This is a genomic window from Streptomyces sp. NPDC048291 (assembly GCF_043201715.1).
GTDB lineage: Bacteria > Actinomycetota > Actinomycetes > Streptomycetales > Streptomycetaceae > Streptomyces.
This window is the reverse complement of sequence record NZ_JBICZC010000005.1, coordinates 528,371-543,950: the sequence shown is the minus strand read 5'-3', so window position 1 is coordinate 543,950 and position 15,580 is coordinate 528,371. Positions and strand designations below refer to the sequence as shown.

At 72.9% G+C, this 15,580-nt stretch carries 10 protein-coding genes; 4 read left to right on the top strand and 6 right to left on the bottom strand.

All coding sequences use genetic code 11. The features are described from left to right. The first annotated feature begins 8 nt into the window (after window positions 1-8). On the top strand, window positions 9-611 hold the full coding sequence (locus tag ACGF5O_RS16300; protein ID WP_393810535.1) for a TetR/AcrR family transcriptional regulator: 603 nt from the start codon (window positions 9-11) through the stop codon (window positions 609-611). Here the strand turns inward: ACGF5O_RS16300 and ACGF5O_RS16295 are convergent. Beyond that, entirely contained in the window at window positions 510-1,628 is a 1,119-nt protein-coding gene (locus ACGF5O_RS16295; RefSeq protein WP_393810534.1) for a YbhN family protein, read from the bottom strand. The two genes, ACGF5O_RS16300 and ACGF5O_RS16295, sit on opposite strands and share 102 nt — an antisense overlap. Window positions 1,629-1,891: 263 nt before the next feature. After that, window positions 1,892-2,788: an RNA polymerase sigma-70 factor gene (locus ACGF5O_RS16290; RefSeq protein WP_393810533.1), complete on the bottom strand. Its 897-nt coding sequence runs from the start codon at window positions 2,786-2,788 to the stop codon at window positions 1,892-1,894. A 281-nt stretch (window positions 2,789-3,069) separates the two neighbouring features. Here ACGF5O_RS16290 and ACGF5O_RS16285 point away from each other — a divergent pair, with 281 nt between their 5' ends. From ACGF5O_RS16285 to ACGF5O_RS16275, 3 genes are all read left to right on the top strand, one after another. After that, window positions 3,070-5,568 (top strand): SpoIIE family protein phosphatase, encoded by a 2,499-nt coding sequence (locus ACGF5O_RS16285; RefSeq protein WP_393810532.1) that lies wholly within the window; start codon window positions 3,070-3,072, stop codon window positions 5,566-5,568. Between the two features lie 65 nt (window positions 5,569-5,633). Further along, the gene (mmuM, locus tag ACGF5O_RS16280) at window positions 5,634-6,551 is read left to right on the top strand and encodes a homocysteine S-methyltransferase (protein WP_393810531.1); all 918 of its coding nucleotides are present in this window, start codon (window positions 5,634-5,636) and stop codon (window positions 6,549-6,551) included. Window positions 6,552-6,738: 187 nt separating this feature from the next. Continuing rightward, window positions 6,739-7,797 (top strand): LacI family DNA-binding transcriptional regulator, encoded by a 1,059-nt coding sequence (locus tag ACGF5O_RS16275; RefSeq protein WP_393810530.1) that lies wholly within the window; start codon window positions 6,739-6,741, stop codon window positions 7,795-7,797. Here the strand turns inward: ACGF5O_RS16275 and ACGF5O_RS16270 are convergent. The 4 genes from ACGF5O_RS16270 to ACGF5O_RS16255 all read right to left on the bottom strand — a co-directional run bounded on the left by ACGF5O_RS16270 (window position 7,771) and on the right by ACGF5O_RS16255 (window position 15,567). After that, on the bottom strand, window positions 7,771-9,330 hold the full coding sequence (locus ACGF5O_RS16270) for a carboxylesterase/lipase family protein (RefSeq protein WP_393810529.1): 1,560 nt from the start codon (window positions 9,328-9,330) through the stop codon (window positions 7,771-7,773). The two genes, ACGF5O_RS16275 and ACGF5O_RS16270, sit on opposite strands and share 27 nt — an antisense overlap. A 110-nt stretch (window positions 9,331-9,440) precedes the next feature. Continuing rightward, on the bottom strand, window positions 9,441-10,679 hold the full coding sequence (locus ACGF5O_RS16265) for an alginate lyase family protein (protein WP_393810528.1): 1,239 nt from the start codon (window positions 10,677-10,679) through the stop codon (window positions 9,441-9,443). Window positions 10,680-10,708: 29 nt separating this feature from the next. Further along, entirely contained in the window at window positions 10,709-14,041 is a 3,333-nt protein-coding gene (locus ACGF5O_RS16260; RefSeq protein WP_393810527.1) for an alginate lyase family protein, read from the bottom strand. Further along, window positions 14,038-15,567 (bottom strand): glycosyl hydrolase family 28 protein, encoded by a 1,530-nt coding sequence (locus tag ACGF5O_RS16255; RefSeq protein WP_393810526.1) that lies wholly within the window; start codon window positions 15,565-15,567, stop codon window positions 14,038-14,040. Before ACGF5O_RS16255 ends, ACGF5O_RS16260 begins: the two co-directional genes overlap by 4 nt. Window positions 15,568-15,580 lie beyond the last annotated feature (13 nt).

Sequence of the window (15,580 nt, the reverse complement as noted above, 5' to 3'; positions counted from 1 at the left end):
AATGCCCCATGCCGAAGGTGTCCCAGGAGTACATGGACGCTCGCCGTGCCCAGATTCTGGACGCCGCCCGGCGGTGCTTCCTGCGCGACGGGTTCCACTCGACGTCCATGCAGGACCTGTTCGCGGAGTCCGGCCTCTCGGCGGGCTCGGTCTACCGGCACTTCGCGAGCAAGGACGAGATGATCCTCGCCATCGCCGAGGAGAACATGCGCGAGGTTCTGACACTGGTCCACACCGTCGCCACGACCCGCCCCGGCGACTCGGTCGGCGCGGTCGTCGCCGAGGTCCTCGACCTCGCGTCGAGGAGATCCGCGGAGGACGACACCGCCAGGCTGGCCGTGCTGGCCTGGTCGGAGGCGCTGCGGAACCCCGCGCTGGCCCAGCAGGTCAGCAGCCTGCTGGGCCGGATGCGGTCCGACCTCGCCGAGGTCGTGCGCGGGCACCAGGAAAGCGGTGCCCTGCCCGCCGACGTGCCCGCCGAGTCGATCGCCGGCGCGCTGGTCTGCCTCCTACCCGGCTACATCCTCCAGTTGGCCATGCTCGACCCCACGCTGGTGGCGGGGGTGACCGAAGGGGTGCGGGCGCTGTGGCCGGGCCCCGCCAACCCCTGACCGGCTCCGCCGCCGGACCAGCAGGACCGACCACCCGGCGACACCGATCAGCCCCGGGTTGAGGGTCCGGTAGAGAAGATCGGCGGCGGTGGCCGCCGCCATCGGCATTCCGCCGCGATGCAGGGCCAGGACCAGAGCCGCGTCGAGCGGGCCGAGCCCCGCGGGCAGCAGCGGCAGCGCCGACACCGCCGACATCGCGGCGACGTAGGCGAGCAGCACCTTCTCCGGGGCCGGGGCCGCGCCCACCGCATGGCACACGGCGAGCACGCAGCCGAGATCGGCGGCCCAGTTGGCCAGGGCGGCGCCGGCCGCCAGGGCCCAGAAGCGGGCCGGGGGCCGCATGGCGGCCAGCTCCCCCAGCAGGCCGTCGGCCGTCATCTGCCCGCCCTTGCCGCGCCGCAGCCTCCGCCACCCCCGCAGCAGGGCGCCGACCGGCCGGCGCAGCACACCGGCATGCCGGACGAGCGCGAGCACGGCGAGGGTGCCGGCCCCGGCCACCGCGACCTGGACGGCCGCCCCGGCAAGCCCGGCACCGTCCCCGGCCAGCAGCGCGCCGACCCCCGCGAGCAGGACGAGGGTGACCGCGCCCAGCAGACCGGTGACGGCGTGGGTGAAGCCGATCAGCGGCACGCCGGCTCCCCAGCCGCGCATCCGCCGGGTCCGGTAGGCGACCGACACCAGGCTGCCGCCGGGCAGGGTCGCGCTGAGGGCGTTCCCGGCGAACACGGCGGAGGCCGCGGCGCGCAGCCCCACCCGCAACCCGCCCGTACCCAGCGCGAGGCGCTGCAACCGGGCGAAGGCCGCCATCGACACCGCCTCCGCGGCGACGGCCAGCAGAAACCAGTCGGGCCCGGCGTGGGACAGCCGCCCCGCCGCACGCCGCGCGTAGGGCGCGACGAGCGCCAGCTCGACACCGAGCAGCAGCACGACGGCGCCCGTGATCAGCGCGGCCCGGGCACTCCCCCGCCCCTGACGCGGGGGCACGGCGGGACCCTCGGCCCGCGTCATCGCGCCCATGCCACCACCACCCACATCCGGAATGAGCGTTCTCTTTAAGCCTCCATCCTGCGGGTTCAGGTAAGACATGGTCAAGATGAACGTTCATTTTCTTGAGCGCGAGCTTGTAAAAAATAACCATTCGTTTTATTTTCGGGGAGCAGGCGTCAAGGGACGGCCGCCTGCGGCCCGCCCGACCGGGTGCCGGGGGCGGGCGGCCCCGCCCCTGCGAGCGGCTGTAGCGGACACCGCAGGGCGGGGCCCTTCCGGTCCGGCGCCCCGGCTCAGCCGGCCATGGCGGCGATCTTCGACGGGTTCATCATGACCAGCACCCGGTCGATGCCGTCCGGCGTGACGCTCACGGTGAGGACGGCGAACACGGCGCCGTCGCGGGACAGGCTCACCGCCGGCCTGCCGTTGGCCTCGGCCGGCGCCACCGTGACGCCGACCCAGAAGCGGTCGGCGAACCCGTGGTAGTACTTCGCCACGCGATGCCGGCCCACGACGGGGAACTTGGACGCCCGCACGACGCCTCCGCCGTCCGAGAACGAGACGACGTCCTCCGTGAACAGCTTCTCCAGCACGGCCACCTCCCCTTCCTGGGCGGCCGCCACGAACGCCGTCAGGAACCTCCGGTGGTCCTCGGCCGGGACACCGGCCCGCTTCTCCGCCGCCAGGTGCTTCCGGGCCCGGCTCACCAGCTGGCGGGCGTTGGCGTTGGTCTGGCCGATGATCTCCGCGATCTGCTCGTACGGGTACTCGAACGCCTCCCGGAGCACGTACGCCGCCCGTTCCGTGGGGGTGAGCTTCTCCATCAGCATGAGCACCGCGACCTCCAGCGCCTCCGCGTTCTCGGCGCCCAGCGCCGGGTCGGCGCTGGTGTCGACCGGCTCCGGGATCCACGGCCCGACATACGCCTGCCGGCGGATCCGCGCCGACTGCAGCACGTTGATCGCGAGCCTGGTCACCGTCGTCGCGAGAAACGCCCAGGGGTTCTCCACCCGGGACCGGTCGTAGGTCTGCCAGCGGATCCAGGCCTCCTGGAGGACGTCCTCCGCCTCGCCGACGCTGCCGAGCATCCGGTAGGCGATCCCGAACAGGTAGCCGTGGGCGTCCCGGAACACCGCCTCCGCCTCCCGGAGGTCCTCGGTGTCGCCCGGCGGTCGGTCGTTCGACGGCATGATGCGGATTCCTCGGCTGGTCGACGGGTTCCGGCGGCGCCCGCGGCGGAAGGACGTCGCCGTGGACCACGGCATACGGCACGTTTCCTGGAGATCACCCATCTTTCGATGGATATGTTCATTACATAGCTTTATGCGCTGGCGGCGTCCTGTCACATCCTCCGGGTCCACCGCATCCACGAGGAGCCGCCGGAGCGCGTCCTGTCACACATCACGGCCCCGCCCGGTCAATACCGCTAACACTCGCAGGCTTCCTCCGACGACCTAAGGACGCGAGCTCGATGCGCAGCACTGACCAGGTGACCCGGGGCAGGCAGACGGACCCGCACGAGATATCCGACTCGGCGATCGCGATGCTCGACGAGCAGGGGACGGTGCTCGGCTGGACCCAGGCCGCCGAGCGGCTCGTCGGCTACCCCGCCGGGGCGGCGGTGGGGCGGTCCGCCGCACTCGTGCTGCCGTCCTTCGAGGCGACGTCGACGGCGTCGGCGTTCGTCGAACAATGCCGCGCCCGCCAGGGCTGGGCGGGTACCACGGCGATACGCCACCGGGACGGCCACTCGCTCACCGTCAGCATGCGGCTGTCGATGCTGTGGGGGCAGGACGGATCGGTCCGGTGGCTCGTGTCCGTGACCGACGTCCGCACGCTGTCCCAGGAGGTGACGAACGGATCGGTGCGGGAATCGCTCCTCACCCGCGCGCCGATCGGCATCGTCGTCCGTGACCCGCAGCTGCGCTGCACCTGGGTGAACGACACGATGGAGAGCCACGACGGCATCCCCCGTGACCGGCGGCTCGGCCGCCGGTCCACCGAGGCGCTGCCCGCCGCCGGGGCCGAGGCCTGTGAGGCGGTGATGCGCAGGACCCTGCGCACCGGCGCCACCAGCGTCCACGAGTTCCGCAGGCGGCTGCCGTCGAACCCGCGCCGGGAGCACACCCTCGCGGCCTCGTTCTTCTGCCTCCAGGACGCCGAGGGCCGGGCGGTCGGGGTGTGCGCCATCAGCGTCGACGTCACGGAGAGCCGGCGGGCGCAGGAGCGCCTCGCGATCCTCAGCGAGGCCGGTACGCGTCTGGGCGGCACCCTGGACGTGATGCGGACCAGCCAGGAACTGGCCGACCTCGCGGTGCCCCTCTTCGCCGACTTCGCCGTCGTCGACCTGGAGCACTCGGTCCCGGCCGGCGAGGGCCCCCCGGTCCACATCGGCCAGGTCGGCGAGCGTCTCCCCGTCCTGCGGCGGGCCGGTCTGGCCTCGATCCGCCAGGGAATCCCGGAGTCCCCGTGGGACCGCGGTGAGCCGGTCCCCGTGCCGCCGGCCACGCCCTTCACCGACATGCTGCGCACCGGCAGGTCCCATCTGGAGCCGGTCCTGGACACCGCTCCGGGCACCTGGGTCGACCAGGACCCGGTACGGGCCCGGGTGATCCACGAGAACGGTATGCACTCGCTGATGGTCGTGCCCATCCGCGCGCGGCGCATCCTGCTGGGAGTGGCGATGTTCGTCCGCACCGAGGACCCGGTGCCGTTCCAGGAGGACGACCTGCTGCTCGCCGAGGAACTCGTCAGCCGTGCCGCCCTGTCCCTGGACAACGCCCGCATGTACGCCCGAGAACACGCCGCCGCCCTCGCCCTCCAGTGCAACCTGCTCCCGCAGCGGCTGCGGGGCGGCACCGCGGTCGAGGCGGCCTCGCGCTATCTGCCCGCCGACCCGGACATCGGCGTCGGCGGGGACTGGTTCGACGTGATCCCGCTGTCCGGCGCCCGGGTCGCCCTCGTCGTCGGCGACGTGGTCGGCCACGGCATCAACGCCACCGCGGCCATGGGGCGGCTCCGCACCGCCGTCCACATGCTCGCCGAGCTGGAGCTGCCCCCCGACGAACTGCTGGCCCGCCTCGACGCCACGCTGGAGCGGTTGAGCGAGGGATCCCCCGACACCCGGGACCAGTTGACCGCCGTGACGGGCGCCACCTGCCTGTACGCCGTCTACGACCCGGTCACCCGGAAGTGCACCATGGCCGGGGCCGGGCACCCCCCGCCGGCCATCGTCGACCCGCAGGGCCGGGTCACCTACCCCGACCTGCCCACCGGCACCCCGCTCGGCGTCGGTCTCGGCTCCCCGTTCGAGGCCGTGGAGGTGGAACTGCCCGAGGGGAGTCTCCTCGCCCTGTACACGGACGGCCTGATCGAGACCCGCGACCACGACATCGAGGCGGGCATGCACCGCCTGAGCGAGGCCCTGACGGAGCCGGGGCGCTCCCTGGAGGACCTCTGCACCCGGGCGATGGACACCGTGCAGGGCCGGGCGCCCTCCGACGACGTCACCCTGCTCCTCGTGCGGACCCTCGCGCTCAGCCCCGCCCAGGTCGCCACCTGGACGCTGCCGGGCGACCGGACCGCCGTCCGCAGCGCCCGCCACCTGGCCGCCGGTCAGCTGGCCGAGTGGGGCCTGGACGGCCTCGAGGACTCCACGGAGCTGATCGTCAGTGAACTGGTCACCAACGCCGTCCGCCACAGCACCGGCCCGATCGGTCTGCGCCTGATCCAGCACCAGGTCCTGACCTGCGAGGTGTTCGACACCAACGCCTGCCTCCCGCACCAGCGGCACGCGCACACCACCGACGAGAACGGCCGCGGCCTGTTCCTGGTCGACCGGTTGTCGCGCAGATGGGACTCCCGGCCGGTCTCCGGCGGCAAGGTCGTCTGGGCCGAACAGGAGCTGGCCCGGGACACCGCGCGCGCCGGACCCCGGGAGCCGGCGATTCCGGTACCGGTGTCCCTGTGACGGTCCGTCCGGTCACACCGTGGACAGGACCGGCCGTCCGGTGCCGGGTCGGCTAGCGTCGGGGCATGACCAGCGACACCTCCCCCAGCCTCGCCGACGCCCTAGCCGCCGGGACGATCGTGCTCGACGGTGGCATGTCCAACCAGCTGGCGTCCGCCGGGCACGACCTGAGCGACGAGCTGTGGTCGGCACGGCTGCTGGCCGACCGGCCCGACGCGGTCGGCGACGCGCACCTCGCGTACTTCAGGGCCGGCGCCGACGTCGCGATCACCGCCAGCTACCAGGCCACCTTCGAGGGCTTCGGCAAGCGCGGCATCCCGCACGAGGAGGCCGCCCGGCTGCTCGCGCTGAGCGTGCGGCTGGGACAGGACGCGGTACGGCGGGCACGGGCGGAGGGGATCGTACGGCCGTTGTGGGTGGCCGCCTCGGTCGGGCCGTACGGGGCGATGCTGGCCGACGGCTCCGAGTACCGGGGGCGGTACGGGCTGAGCGTCGGGGAGTTGGAGCGGTTCCACCGGCCGCGCCTTGAGGTGCTGGCCGGGGCGGGGCCTGACGTGCTGGCGCTGGAGACCGTGCCGGACGCGGACGAGGCGGCGGCGTTGCTGCGGGCGGTGCGGGGGCTGGGGGTGCCGGCCTGGCTGTCGTACAGCGTGGCGGGCGGGCGGACACGGGCGGGGCAGCCGCTGGAAGAGGCGTTCGCGCCGGCCGCGGACGTGGACGAGGTGATCGCCGTGGGCGTGAACTGCTGTGCGCCGGAGGACGTGGAGTTCGCGGTGGAGACGGCGGTGCGGGTGACCGGGAAGCCGGTGGTCGTCTATCCCAACAGTGGTGAGGTGTGGGATGCGGAGGCCCGGGCGTGGACGGGGCGGTCGTTGTTCGACACCGGGCAGGTGGTGGGGTGGCGGGATGCGGGGGCTCGGTTGATCGGGGGGTGTTGTCGGGTGGGGCCGGACGCTATCGCTGGGATCGCTCGGGTGGTCTGAGGGGCGCGGGGACGCCGTAGCTGGTGCGGTGCGTGGGCGACTGACGGTCGTATTGGGCTGGTCGCGCCCACGCGGCGGAGCCGCAAATTAGCACTGTCCCGCGCCCCTGACGGGGCGCTCAGTCCCGTTCCCTACATCCCTGACGGGGCGCTATGGTCCCGTCGGGAAGCGGTTGGCGGGGGTGGGGTTGACCAGGAAAAGCGATGCTGCAGGGCGAAGCACCGTCAGGGATGTCGCCGCTCGCGCCGGGGTGTCCGCGTCCACCGTCTCCCGGGTGCTCGGTGGGGACTATCCGGTCAGTGCCGCTACGCGTACGCGGGTGCTGCGGGCCGTGCGGGAGCTGGACTACGTCGCCGACGCGCGTGCCAAGGCGGTCGCCGGGGTCGGGACGCCCACGCTCGCCTTCGTGCTGGAGGACATCACGGGGCCGTCGTTCGCGCACATGGCGTACGGCGTGGAGCGGGAGGCGGCGCGGCTCGGGCATCTGTCGCTGGTGTGCAGCACCGACGGTGACGTGCGGCGGGAGCTGGAGTTCATCGGGATGATGCGGGCCCAGCGGGCGGCGGCCGTGATCCTGGTGGGCGGGGCGGCGGACACGCCGGAGTACCGGGAGCGGACCCGCCGGGTCGCCGACTCGCTCGCCTCGGCCGGGTCGCGGCTGGTGCTGTGCGGACGCCCGCCGCTCGGGCCCGGCGCGCCGGTCACGGTCATCGAGTACGACAACGAGGGCGGCGCCTTCGCCCTGGTCGCCCACGTCCTCGCGCAGGGCCACCGGCGGGTGCTGTTCCTCGGTGGGAAGCCGGACCACACGACGGCGCTGGGGCGCGAGCGGGGATACCTGGCCGCGCACCGGGCCCGCGGACTGGAACCCGATCCCGCTCTTCTGCTGCACGGCGACTTCACCCGGGACTCCGGGCACCGGCTGCTGCGCCAGGCCCTGGCACGGGGGCTGGAGTTCAGCGCGGTGGTCGCCGCCACCGACATGGTGGCCGCGGGGGCGCTGACCGCCTTGCACGAGGCGGGGCTGAACGTGCCCGGGGACGTGTCGCTGGCCGGGTACGACGACATACCGTTCGCCCGTGATCTGCACCCGGCGCTGACCACCGTGCACGTGCCCTACGAGGAGCTGGGGCGGCTCGCCGTGCGGACCGCGCTCGGGCACGACGGGGAGTCGGCCGACGAGCACCTGCTGCTCGGCACGCATGTGGTGGTACGGGACTCAGTGGCGGCGTACGGCGGCGACTGAGCGGCGCAGCCTGCGTACCGCCAGGGCCAGTTCGGCCGTGCGTTCGGGGTGCGGCGGGGGTGCGCCGGGGTTCCAGAGTGCGAACTCCGCGTCCCGGGGCCCGGACTCCGTGCGGGGCTCGCCGTCGCCGAGGACGCGGACCGGGTGGGTGTCGTCCCAGGGCTGCCAGCCGGGGTCGCCGGTGGTGGCGAAGCCGACCCAGGCGCCGTGCATCGCGTCGGCGAGGGCCTGCGGGGCGTCCGGTCCGGCCAGCCGGGCGGAGTCGGGGTCCTGCCCGGTGTCGAAGACGAAGCCCAGTTCCAGGGCGTGGCAGGCGCCGAGGCCGGGGCGGTTGGAGGGCCAGGCGAACTCGTAGAGGTGGGCGGAGCCGGGGCGGGCCTCGGCCAGCCGGTGCAGCGGGCGGCGGAGCAGGTGGTCGGTGACCATCTGGCCGACGATCTCGGCGGGGCCGGCCTCGGGATGCAGGGTGCGGTAGCCGCGCGGCACCTCGTGGCCCACGTGGCAGCGGGCCATGGCGCCCGCGAAGGCGACCGGGCCGAGCCGTTCGACCTGGTCGACGAGACCGCCGGGGACCAGCCAGAGCCGGTACTCGTCGCGGGTCCAGCCCATCAGGAGGTCGACGCCGTTCGCGGCCTCGCCGTCGAGGAGGGCCTGGAGCGGGTCGCGCGGGACGAGGTCGCCGTCGACGACGATGCCGAAGGCGGGGCCGCCGAGGACGGGACTGCTGAGCCGGCCCACCTCGGCCTGGGTGCGCAGCAGCAGCTCGCGGTCGACCCCGGCGAAGGCCTGGGCGGTCGCCGGGATCCTGAGCCGGCTGGCCATCCGGCGGACCATGCGCCGTACCTTGTCCCGGTCCGCGGCCTCGGGCGGGCCGCTCTGCAGGACGGCCCGGCGGACCAGACCCTGGGCCTGGGGTGCGGCGAGCAGGGCGCCGGCGCTGATGGCGCCGGCGGACTGGCCGCACAGGGTGACGCGGGCCGGGTCGCCGCCGAAGGCCGCGACGGTGTCGTGGACCCAGCGCAGGGCGGCGAGCTGGTCGCGGAGCCCGGGGTTGGGCGGGGTGTCGGGGAACAGGCCGTAGCCCTCCACGCCCAGCCGGTAGTTCACCGAGACGAGGACGACCCCGTCCCGGGCGAACGCGTGCCCGTCGTACACTGGTACGGCCGAGGATCCCCTGGTCAGGGCGCCGCCGTGCAGCCAGACCAGGACCGGGAGCCGGGCGCCGGGGCCCGGCTCCGGGGTCCACACGTTGAGGTTGAGGCAGTCGTCGCCGGGGACCACCGGGTCGGACAGGTACTCCGCGAACGCCTGCGAGTACGGCGGTTTGGGCGCCGTCGGCCCGAAGGAGCCCGCGTCCCGGACCCCGGTCCAGGGCTCGGGCGGCACGGGCGGGCGGAACCGGTGTTCCCCGAAGGGCGGGGCGGCGTAGGGGATGCCGCGGAACACCGCGATCCCGTCTTCCCACCTGCCGCGGACCGCCCCGTACGGGGTGTCGGCCACGGGATCCTTCGGATCCGTCCGGTCTGCCGTCATCCGCCCCACCAGCTCCTCCCGCCGCGTGCACCAGAAACGCCGGTAAGGAAGGAGCACCACGGTCGCTTCCAGTATTCCGGCACACGCGGCGGTCGGGCGGACGGGCGCGGCTACTTGGCGTACATCAGGGTGCCGAAGCCGAGCTGGTCGTAGCCGCCGCTGGTGGAGCCGTAGTCCCCGCCGCCGCCCTCGGGGGCGACGAGGTCGTAGTACATGGCGGAGATGTACTTGTCGTCGAGGCCGAGGCGGCGGTTGTAGTGGAAGTGGAGCATCGCCCACACGGGGCGGAGCTGGCCGCGGGAGGAGTCGGAGATCACCGTCTGGGAGGACTGGGCGCAGCTCTGGCCGGTGCCCCAGGTGTAGGTGGTGTACGGCACGTCCTGGCCGAGGTTGTACTTGGCGACGTACTGGGCGGCCTTCATGAACCGCCGGTCGTCGTAGGAGTAGAGGTCGTCGCCCTGGTTCCAGGCCATCTCGCAGACCGCGCCCAACTGGCCCATGCCCAGGACGGTGTGGCCCTGGTCGCGGCCGGACTCCTGCCACTGGCCGAGGCCGTAGCCGTCGGAGTCGGTGTAGAGGTACGGCACCGCGTGCGCGATGGAGCCGTTGCCCGCGCCCGACTTGAAGTAGGTGACGGCCTGGTCGTACTTGGCGGCGTTGTCGGTGAGGATCCCGATGGCCATGACCGAGGCCATGTTGCACAGGTCCCAGTTGGCCCAGTAGTTGGTGATGCAGGCGTCGTTGTGGTTGGTCAGGAAGCTGTTGTTCAGCGGGTAGAAGACGTCGACCATCATCGCCTGGAACGCGGCGAGGTCGAACCCGGCGTAGCCCCGCATGAGTTCGGCGGCCTGGCAGAACTCCCAGCCGTAGATGCCGGCGGCGAGGAACCGGTCGGCGTTCCCGGTGAGGGTGGTCAGCGTGGACGACCAGGCGTTGAGGATCTTCACCGCGGTGTCGCCGTTGGCGGCCGTCCCGGCGACCTTCCAGCGCAGGGCGTTCTGGTAGGCGGCGGCGATGTCGTTGTAGAGGATGCCGTAGTTCTCGCCGGTCCCGCCGCGGATGACGGTGGCCCGCGGGCTGGGCGTCCAGGTGGACGCGGAGTGGGAGTTGGCGGTCAGCCTGTTCCAGCCGGACAGCCAGGGGTCGGTGCCGGCGGCGACCCGCACCTTGGCACGGTTGATGTCACCCGCGTTGTGCAGCATGCCGGGGTGGGTGAAGGTCGCCGGTGCCGCGTCGGCCACCCGTGGGGCGGTGACCGAGGCGGCGACGGCGAGCGCGGCGGCGGACTTCAGGACACCACGGCGGCTCAACCCGCCTGTTTCCTTCGGTTGTTGTTCGCGGCGGCTCATCGCGACGGTTCTCCTTCGGTGGGGGGAGTTCAGGTGAGTGCGACACTCACCTCTTCGAACTGCGCGGTGCCGAGGGCGAGCGGGGTGCGGGAGCACACCACCAGGCCCACGTGGTAGGGGGCGTCACCGAAGGCGGGGATCTCCCCGTCGGCCACGGGGGTCCAGGTGACGCCGTCGTCGGTGGACAGGGCTGCGGCGAAGGCGGTCCCGGTGCGCTTCAGCCGCAGCAGGGCGGGGAGGGCGACGGCGGCGCCGCCCGTGAAGGCGGAGGCTCCGGCGACGGTCCTGCGGAGCATGAGCTGTGCGGTGGTGCCGCCGGTGACGACGACTCCGGCAGCCTGGTCGAACGGCGACAGCGACTTCGCCATCAGCAGGCCCACCCGGTCGGCGCTCGCGCCGGTGCGGGAGAGCAGCCGGGCGACGATCTCGCAGTCGCCGCCGACGGGCCGTCGTACGAACTGGCCGGTCATGCCCTGGCCGTTGGCGTTCAGGTCGACGCCCGCGCCCCGCACGGTGAAGGTGCCGTCGTGGTACGAGGTACTGCCCGGCGTGGTGATCGCGACCACGCCCAGCGTGCCGAAGGCGCGGTCGTCGAGCACGGTGTCGCCGAGGTCCCCGTACGTCCACGGCTCGGGCGGCGCGGTACCGACGGTGAGCGCGAGGGTTCCGGTGGTGGTGCCGGCGGCGTTGGCCGCGGTGGTGGTGACCGTGAACTCGCCAGTTCCGGTGGGGGTTCCGGAGAGCAGACCGGTGCGCCGGTCGATCCGCAGCCCGTCGGGCAGCCCGTCCGCCGTGAACAGCACGGGCTCGTGCGCGGCCCGCAGCAGATGCCGGAAGCCGACGCCCTGGTTGGCGAACACCGCGGTGGCGGAGGTGAGTCGGGGTGGCGCCGGGGTCGGCATGACCGCCCGGACGGGCGTCGAACGCGGGCCGCGTCCCGCGGTGTTGGTCTTCGCCACGGTGTAGTGGTAGGCCGTGCCCGGTGTGCCGGTCGCGTCGGTGTACCGGACGCGGGTGCCGAAGCCGACCGGGCCGACGCCGGTGGCGAGGGGCCGGTACGGTCCGTCGGCGCGGCAGGCGCGCAGCACCGTGTAGCGGGCGGACGGGTCCGGGTCGCTCCAGGCCAGTTCGACGGCGTCGGCGCCGGTGCCGGCCCGCAGGTCGGTGGGGGTGCGGGCGGGGCGCGGCACGCACCACACCGGGCCGGACGGCGAGGTCACGCCGACGTTGTCGAAGGCGCCGGTGCCGGTCTCGGCGTACTCCTGGTCGACCCCGAGGCAGGAGGTGAGCAGGAGGCCCGCGTACGCGGTCCGCCCCAGTTCGACGTCGGTGGCGCCGACCTCGGTCCAGTGGACGCCGTCCGGGGAGACGGCGCCCGTGCACCGCGGGCCCCTCCGGCTCACCCGCACCCAGTAGGGCGCCCGCAGCCGGTAGCCGTCGCCCGCGCCCTCGACGTAGGGCGCCTCCAGGGGGGTCGCCGATGCGGGCAGCGCACCCAGGTCGGAGAGCGGGAAGGCCGCGTTCACGGTGATCGCCTGCTGCTGGGAGGGCGGCACCGGGGTGCTGCCGGTCGCGGAGACCTCCGCACCGGCCGCCGGGCGTACCGTCCACACCCCGCTCCAGGTGTGCAGCGGCAGCCCCTGGATCAGCATGGCGGCGTGCGCCGCGTCCGCGTCGAGGGAGGCGCGGACGGTGACGCCGATCTTGGAGTACTGCGAGCTGAGCGGCCACACGATCCGCGCGGTGACCGTGCCGTCGCCGCGCAGTGGCAGGTGGACGAGGCGGTGCGTGTCGTCGGTGCCGCTCGCCTCCAGGACGAAGCGCTCGCCGTCGAAGACCGCGGAGCCGGGGGTCCGCACCTCTCCGACGTCCTGGGTCGCCCAGGGCCCGGGGAGTCCGGCGGACGCCGCCGCCCACGCGGAACTCCCGCTGCTCCCGAACGAGTTGGCAGCAGTGACCGTGTAGGAGTAGGTCCGTCCGGCCTGCACCCGCCGGTCGGTGTACGCCGGACCCTCGACCCCGGAGGCGATCTCCTCGTAACGGCCGTCCACCGCGCCCGCCCGCAGCACCGTGTAGGAGTCGGCGCCCGCCGAGGGCAGCCAGGTCACGGTGACGGACCGGTCCTCCCCCACCGCCGTGACGCCGGCCGGCGGCGTCGGCACGCGCGGCGCGGTCGCCGTCGCGCCGGCGTAGGCGAAGGTGCCCCAGCTCGGCAGGTCGTCGTTGCTGCCCTCGACGACGCGGGCGCCGCCGGGGCCGCGGAAGACGGCGTTCCTCGTGTACGGGGTGTCGAGGCCGCGCACACCCGCGTAGTGGGCGTACGCCATCTCGTAGATCGGCGGCAGGGTGCCGCGCGAGGTGGCCGAGACGGCAAGCTTGATGTACTTGCCGGTGCGGTCGAGGTCGGGGACGAAGGGGACGTCACCGCCGAGGTTGTAGCGGGCGGCGTACTCGACGTTGGCGAGGATGCGGTTGCCGTCGAAGCCCCAGAGGTCGACACCCTGGTTCCAGGCGACCTGCGCGGCGTCGGCGAGCAGGCCGACCGCGAGCTGTTCGTGGCCCTGGTCCCGGCCGCTCTCCTGGCCCTGGCCCGCGTCGGTGACGATGCGGTGCGGGACGCTGCCGTTGCCCGCGCCGGCCGCGGCGAGGCGCAGTGCGTCCTGGAAGAGGGTGGGTTCGTCGCAGAACACGCCGATGGCGAGCAGGGACTGAAGGGACGTCAGGTCCCAGTTGCCGTTGGCGTAGAGGGTGTAGCAGGACAGCGCCGGATACCAGACGCGCAGGAAGGACTCCGCGCAGCGGGCGATGCCGGCGTCGCTCCAGCCGTCGTAGCCGGTGTGGCGCAGGAGTTCGGCGGCGTTGACGAACTTGAAGGCCTGGAGCCCGGCGCCGAGCGGGCCGTCGGCTCCGGTGACGGCGGTGAGCGAGGCGGACCAGGCGTCGAGGATGTCGCGGGCCTTGTCGGCGTGTGCGGTGGCGCCGGTGACCGACCAGAGCAGGGCGTTCTGGTAGGCGGCGGCCGAGTCGGCGACGGCCTGGTTCTGGTAGTTGGCGGGACCGCGGCCCCAGGTGGTGATCTGGCCCGTGTTCTGCACGGCGTACGAGGCGGAGGAGCGGGCGTGGGCCGCGAGCGCCAGGTAGCCGTCGTAGACAGGTGACTGCTTGGCGGCGACCGCGGCCTTCATGCGGGCGAGGTCCGCGGCGGAGTGGAGCAGGCCCGGGTGCGTGAACGCCACCGCGTCCCGGTCCGGCTCCTGGGCCGCCGCCCGGCCGGGCACGAGCAGTCCGCTCGCGCGCGTCGCCAGCAGCAGGGCCGTGGTGCCGCCGAGGAAGCCCCGGCGGCTCGGCTCGGGGATCGTCATGACGCGGCGGCCGCCTCGGCCTCGGCGGTGGTGATGAACCTCAGGTTCGTCACGTGCTCGTTGGAGAACCACTGGATGGCGTCGGTGGTGTAGTACCAGGTCGGCTTCTTCATCGAGTCGGCGATGACGACGCCGTTGATGACGAGGTTCTCGAAGGTGACGTCCTTGATGGCGTGGTCGGCGTCGTAGCCGAGGAAGAGCGACGGGTTGGCGTGGGTGCCGGTGTAGCTGAGGTTCTTGACGTAGACGTTCTCGATGCCGCGGCCGACCGAGGTGTTGTATTTGGTGTTGTACATGACCTTCATGTAGATGACCTGGCCCCAGCGGAAGTCCTCGATCCGGACGTCCTCGATCCGGACGTTCCTGATGAGGTTGGAGTCGCCGGGGTTGAGGGCGATGCAGCCCTGGTAGTTCATCTGGGGTTCGCGGTGGTCGAGAACGTCGATGTTGCGGATGACCAGGTTCTCGATGGTCTCCGGGGCGTCCGTGTTGCCGTGGGTGCCGATGTTGACCGGGTGGGCGACGTCGGCCCACAGGGAGCAGTTCTGGACGGTGATGTTGCGGGTGTCGCCGTAGTAGTCCCAGCGGTGGGCGTAGATGGCGATGCAGTCGTCGGAGTTGCGCAGGAAGCAGCCGTCGATGAGGACGTCGCTGGAGGAGAAGACGTCGATGCCGTCGCCGTTGCCCTTGGAGCTGAAGCCGCGGACCTTCCTGATGCGGACGTTCTGGGCCTCGCCGAGGGTGGCGATGTAGTTGCCCGGGTTCATGATGATGACGTCCTCGACCCGGATGTCGCTGCTGCCCTCGCAGAGGACGCCCTGGCCGGAGCTGGCCCAGATCATGCCGTGGCCCCGGAGGGCGGCCTTCTCCACGTCCTTGAAGTAGACGGTCGCCTTGAGGACGGCGCCGCCGGCCAGGTAGACGGTCTTGCCGCTGGGGACGGTGAGGACGCCGCCGGTGACGGTCTGCACGCCGGGTCCGAAGTAGATGACGTCGGGGTCGCCGGCGGCCGGGGCGCGGTGCTCGACCCGGTTGGTGAGGACGTGCAGGCAGTCGAAGATCTCGTCGTTGATCTGGACGACCAGGTCCCTGGGCTCGTCGAGGGTGAACCGCAGGGTGTCGCCGAGGAGTTCGGGCGTGATGCCGTAGGAGTCCGGTCTCACCCGGGCCTTGGTGGTGCCGCCCTTGAGGTAGGTCACCTCGACCTCGACGGAGCACCGGAAGTCGAAGTACACCAGCGAGGAGTTGTAGACCTTGCCGGAGCCGGTGTTGGCGTTGATCTCCTCGAACTGCGGCCGGTAGACGTCCAGCGTCTGCCAGTCGCCGTCGGGGGCGGTACGCACCCGCACCTGGAAGCTGGTGTTGGTCGGCACGGCGGAGGGGCGGGGATAGGTGACCAGCTTGGGCGCGGGTCCGCCGCCCTCGGCGTGGGCGGCGGTGGCGGTCAGCCCGCCGGACAGGCCGGCGGCGAGCGCGGTGGCTCCGGCGGCCCGCAGGGCGGTACGACGGGAGAAGGGCGCGTTCATCGGTGACTCCTTG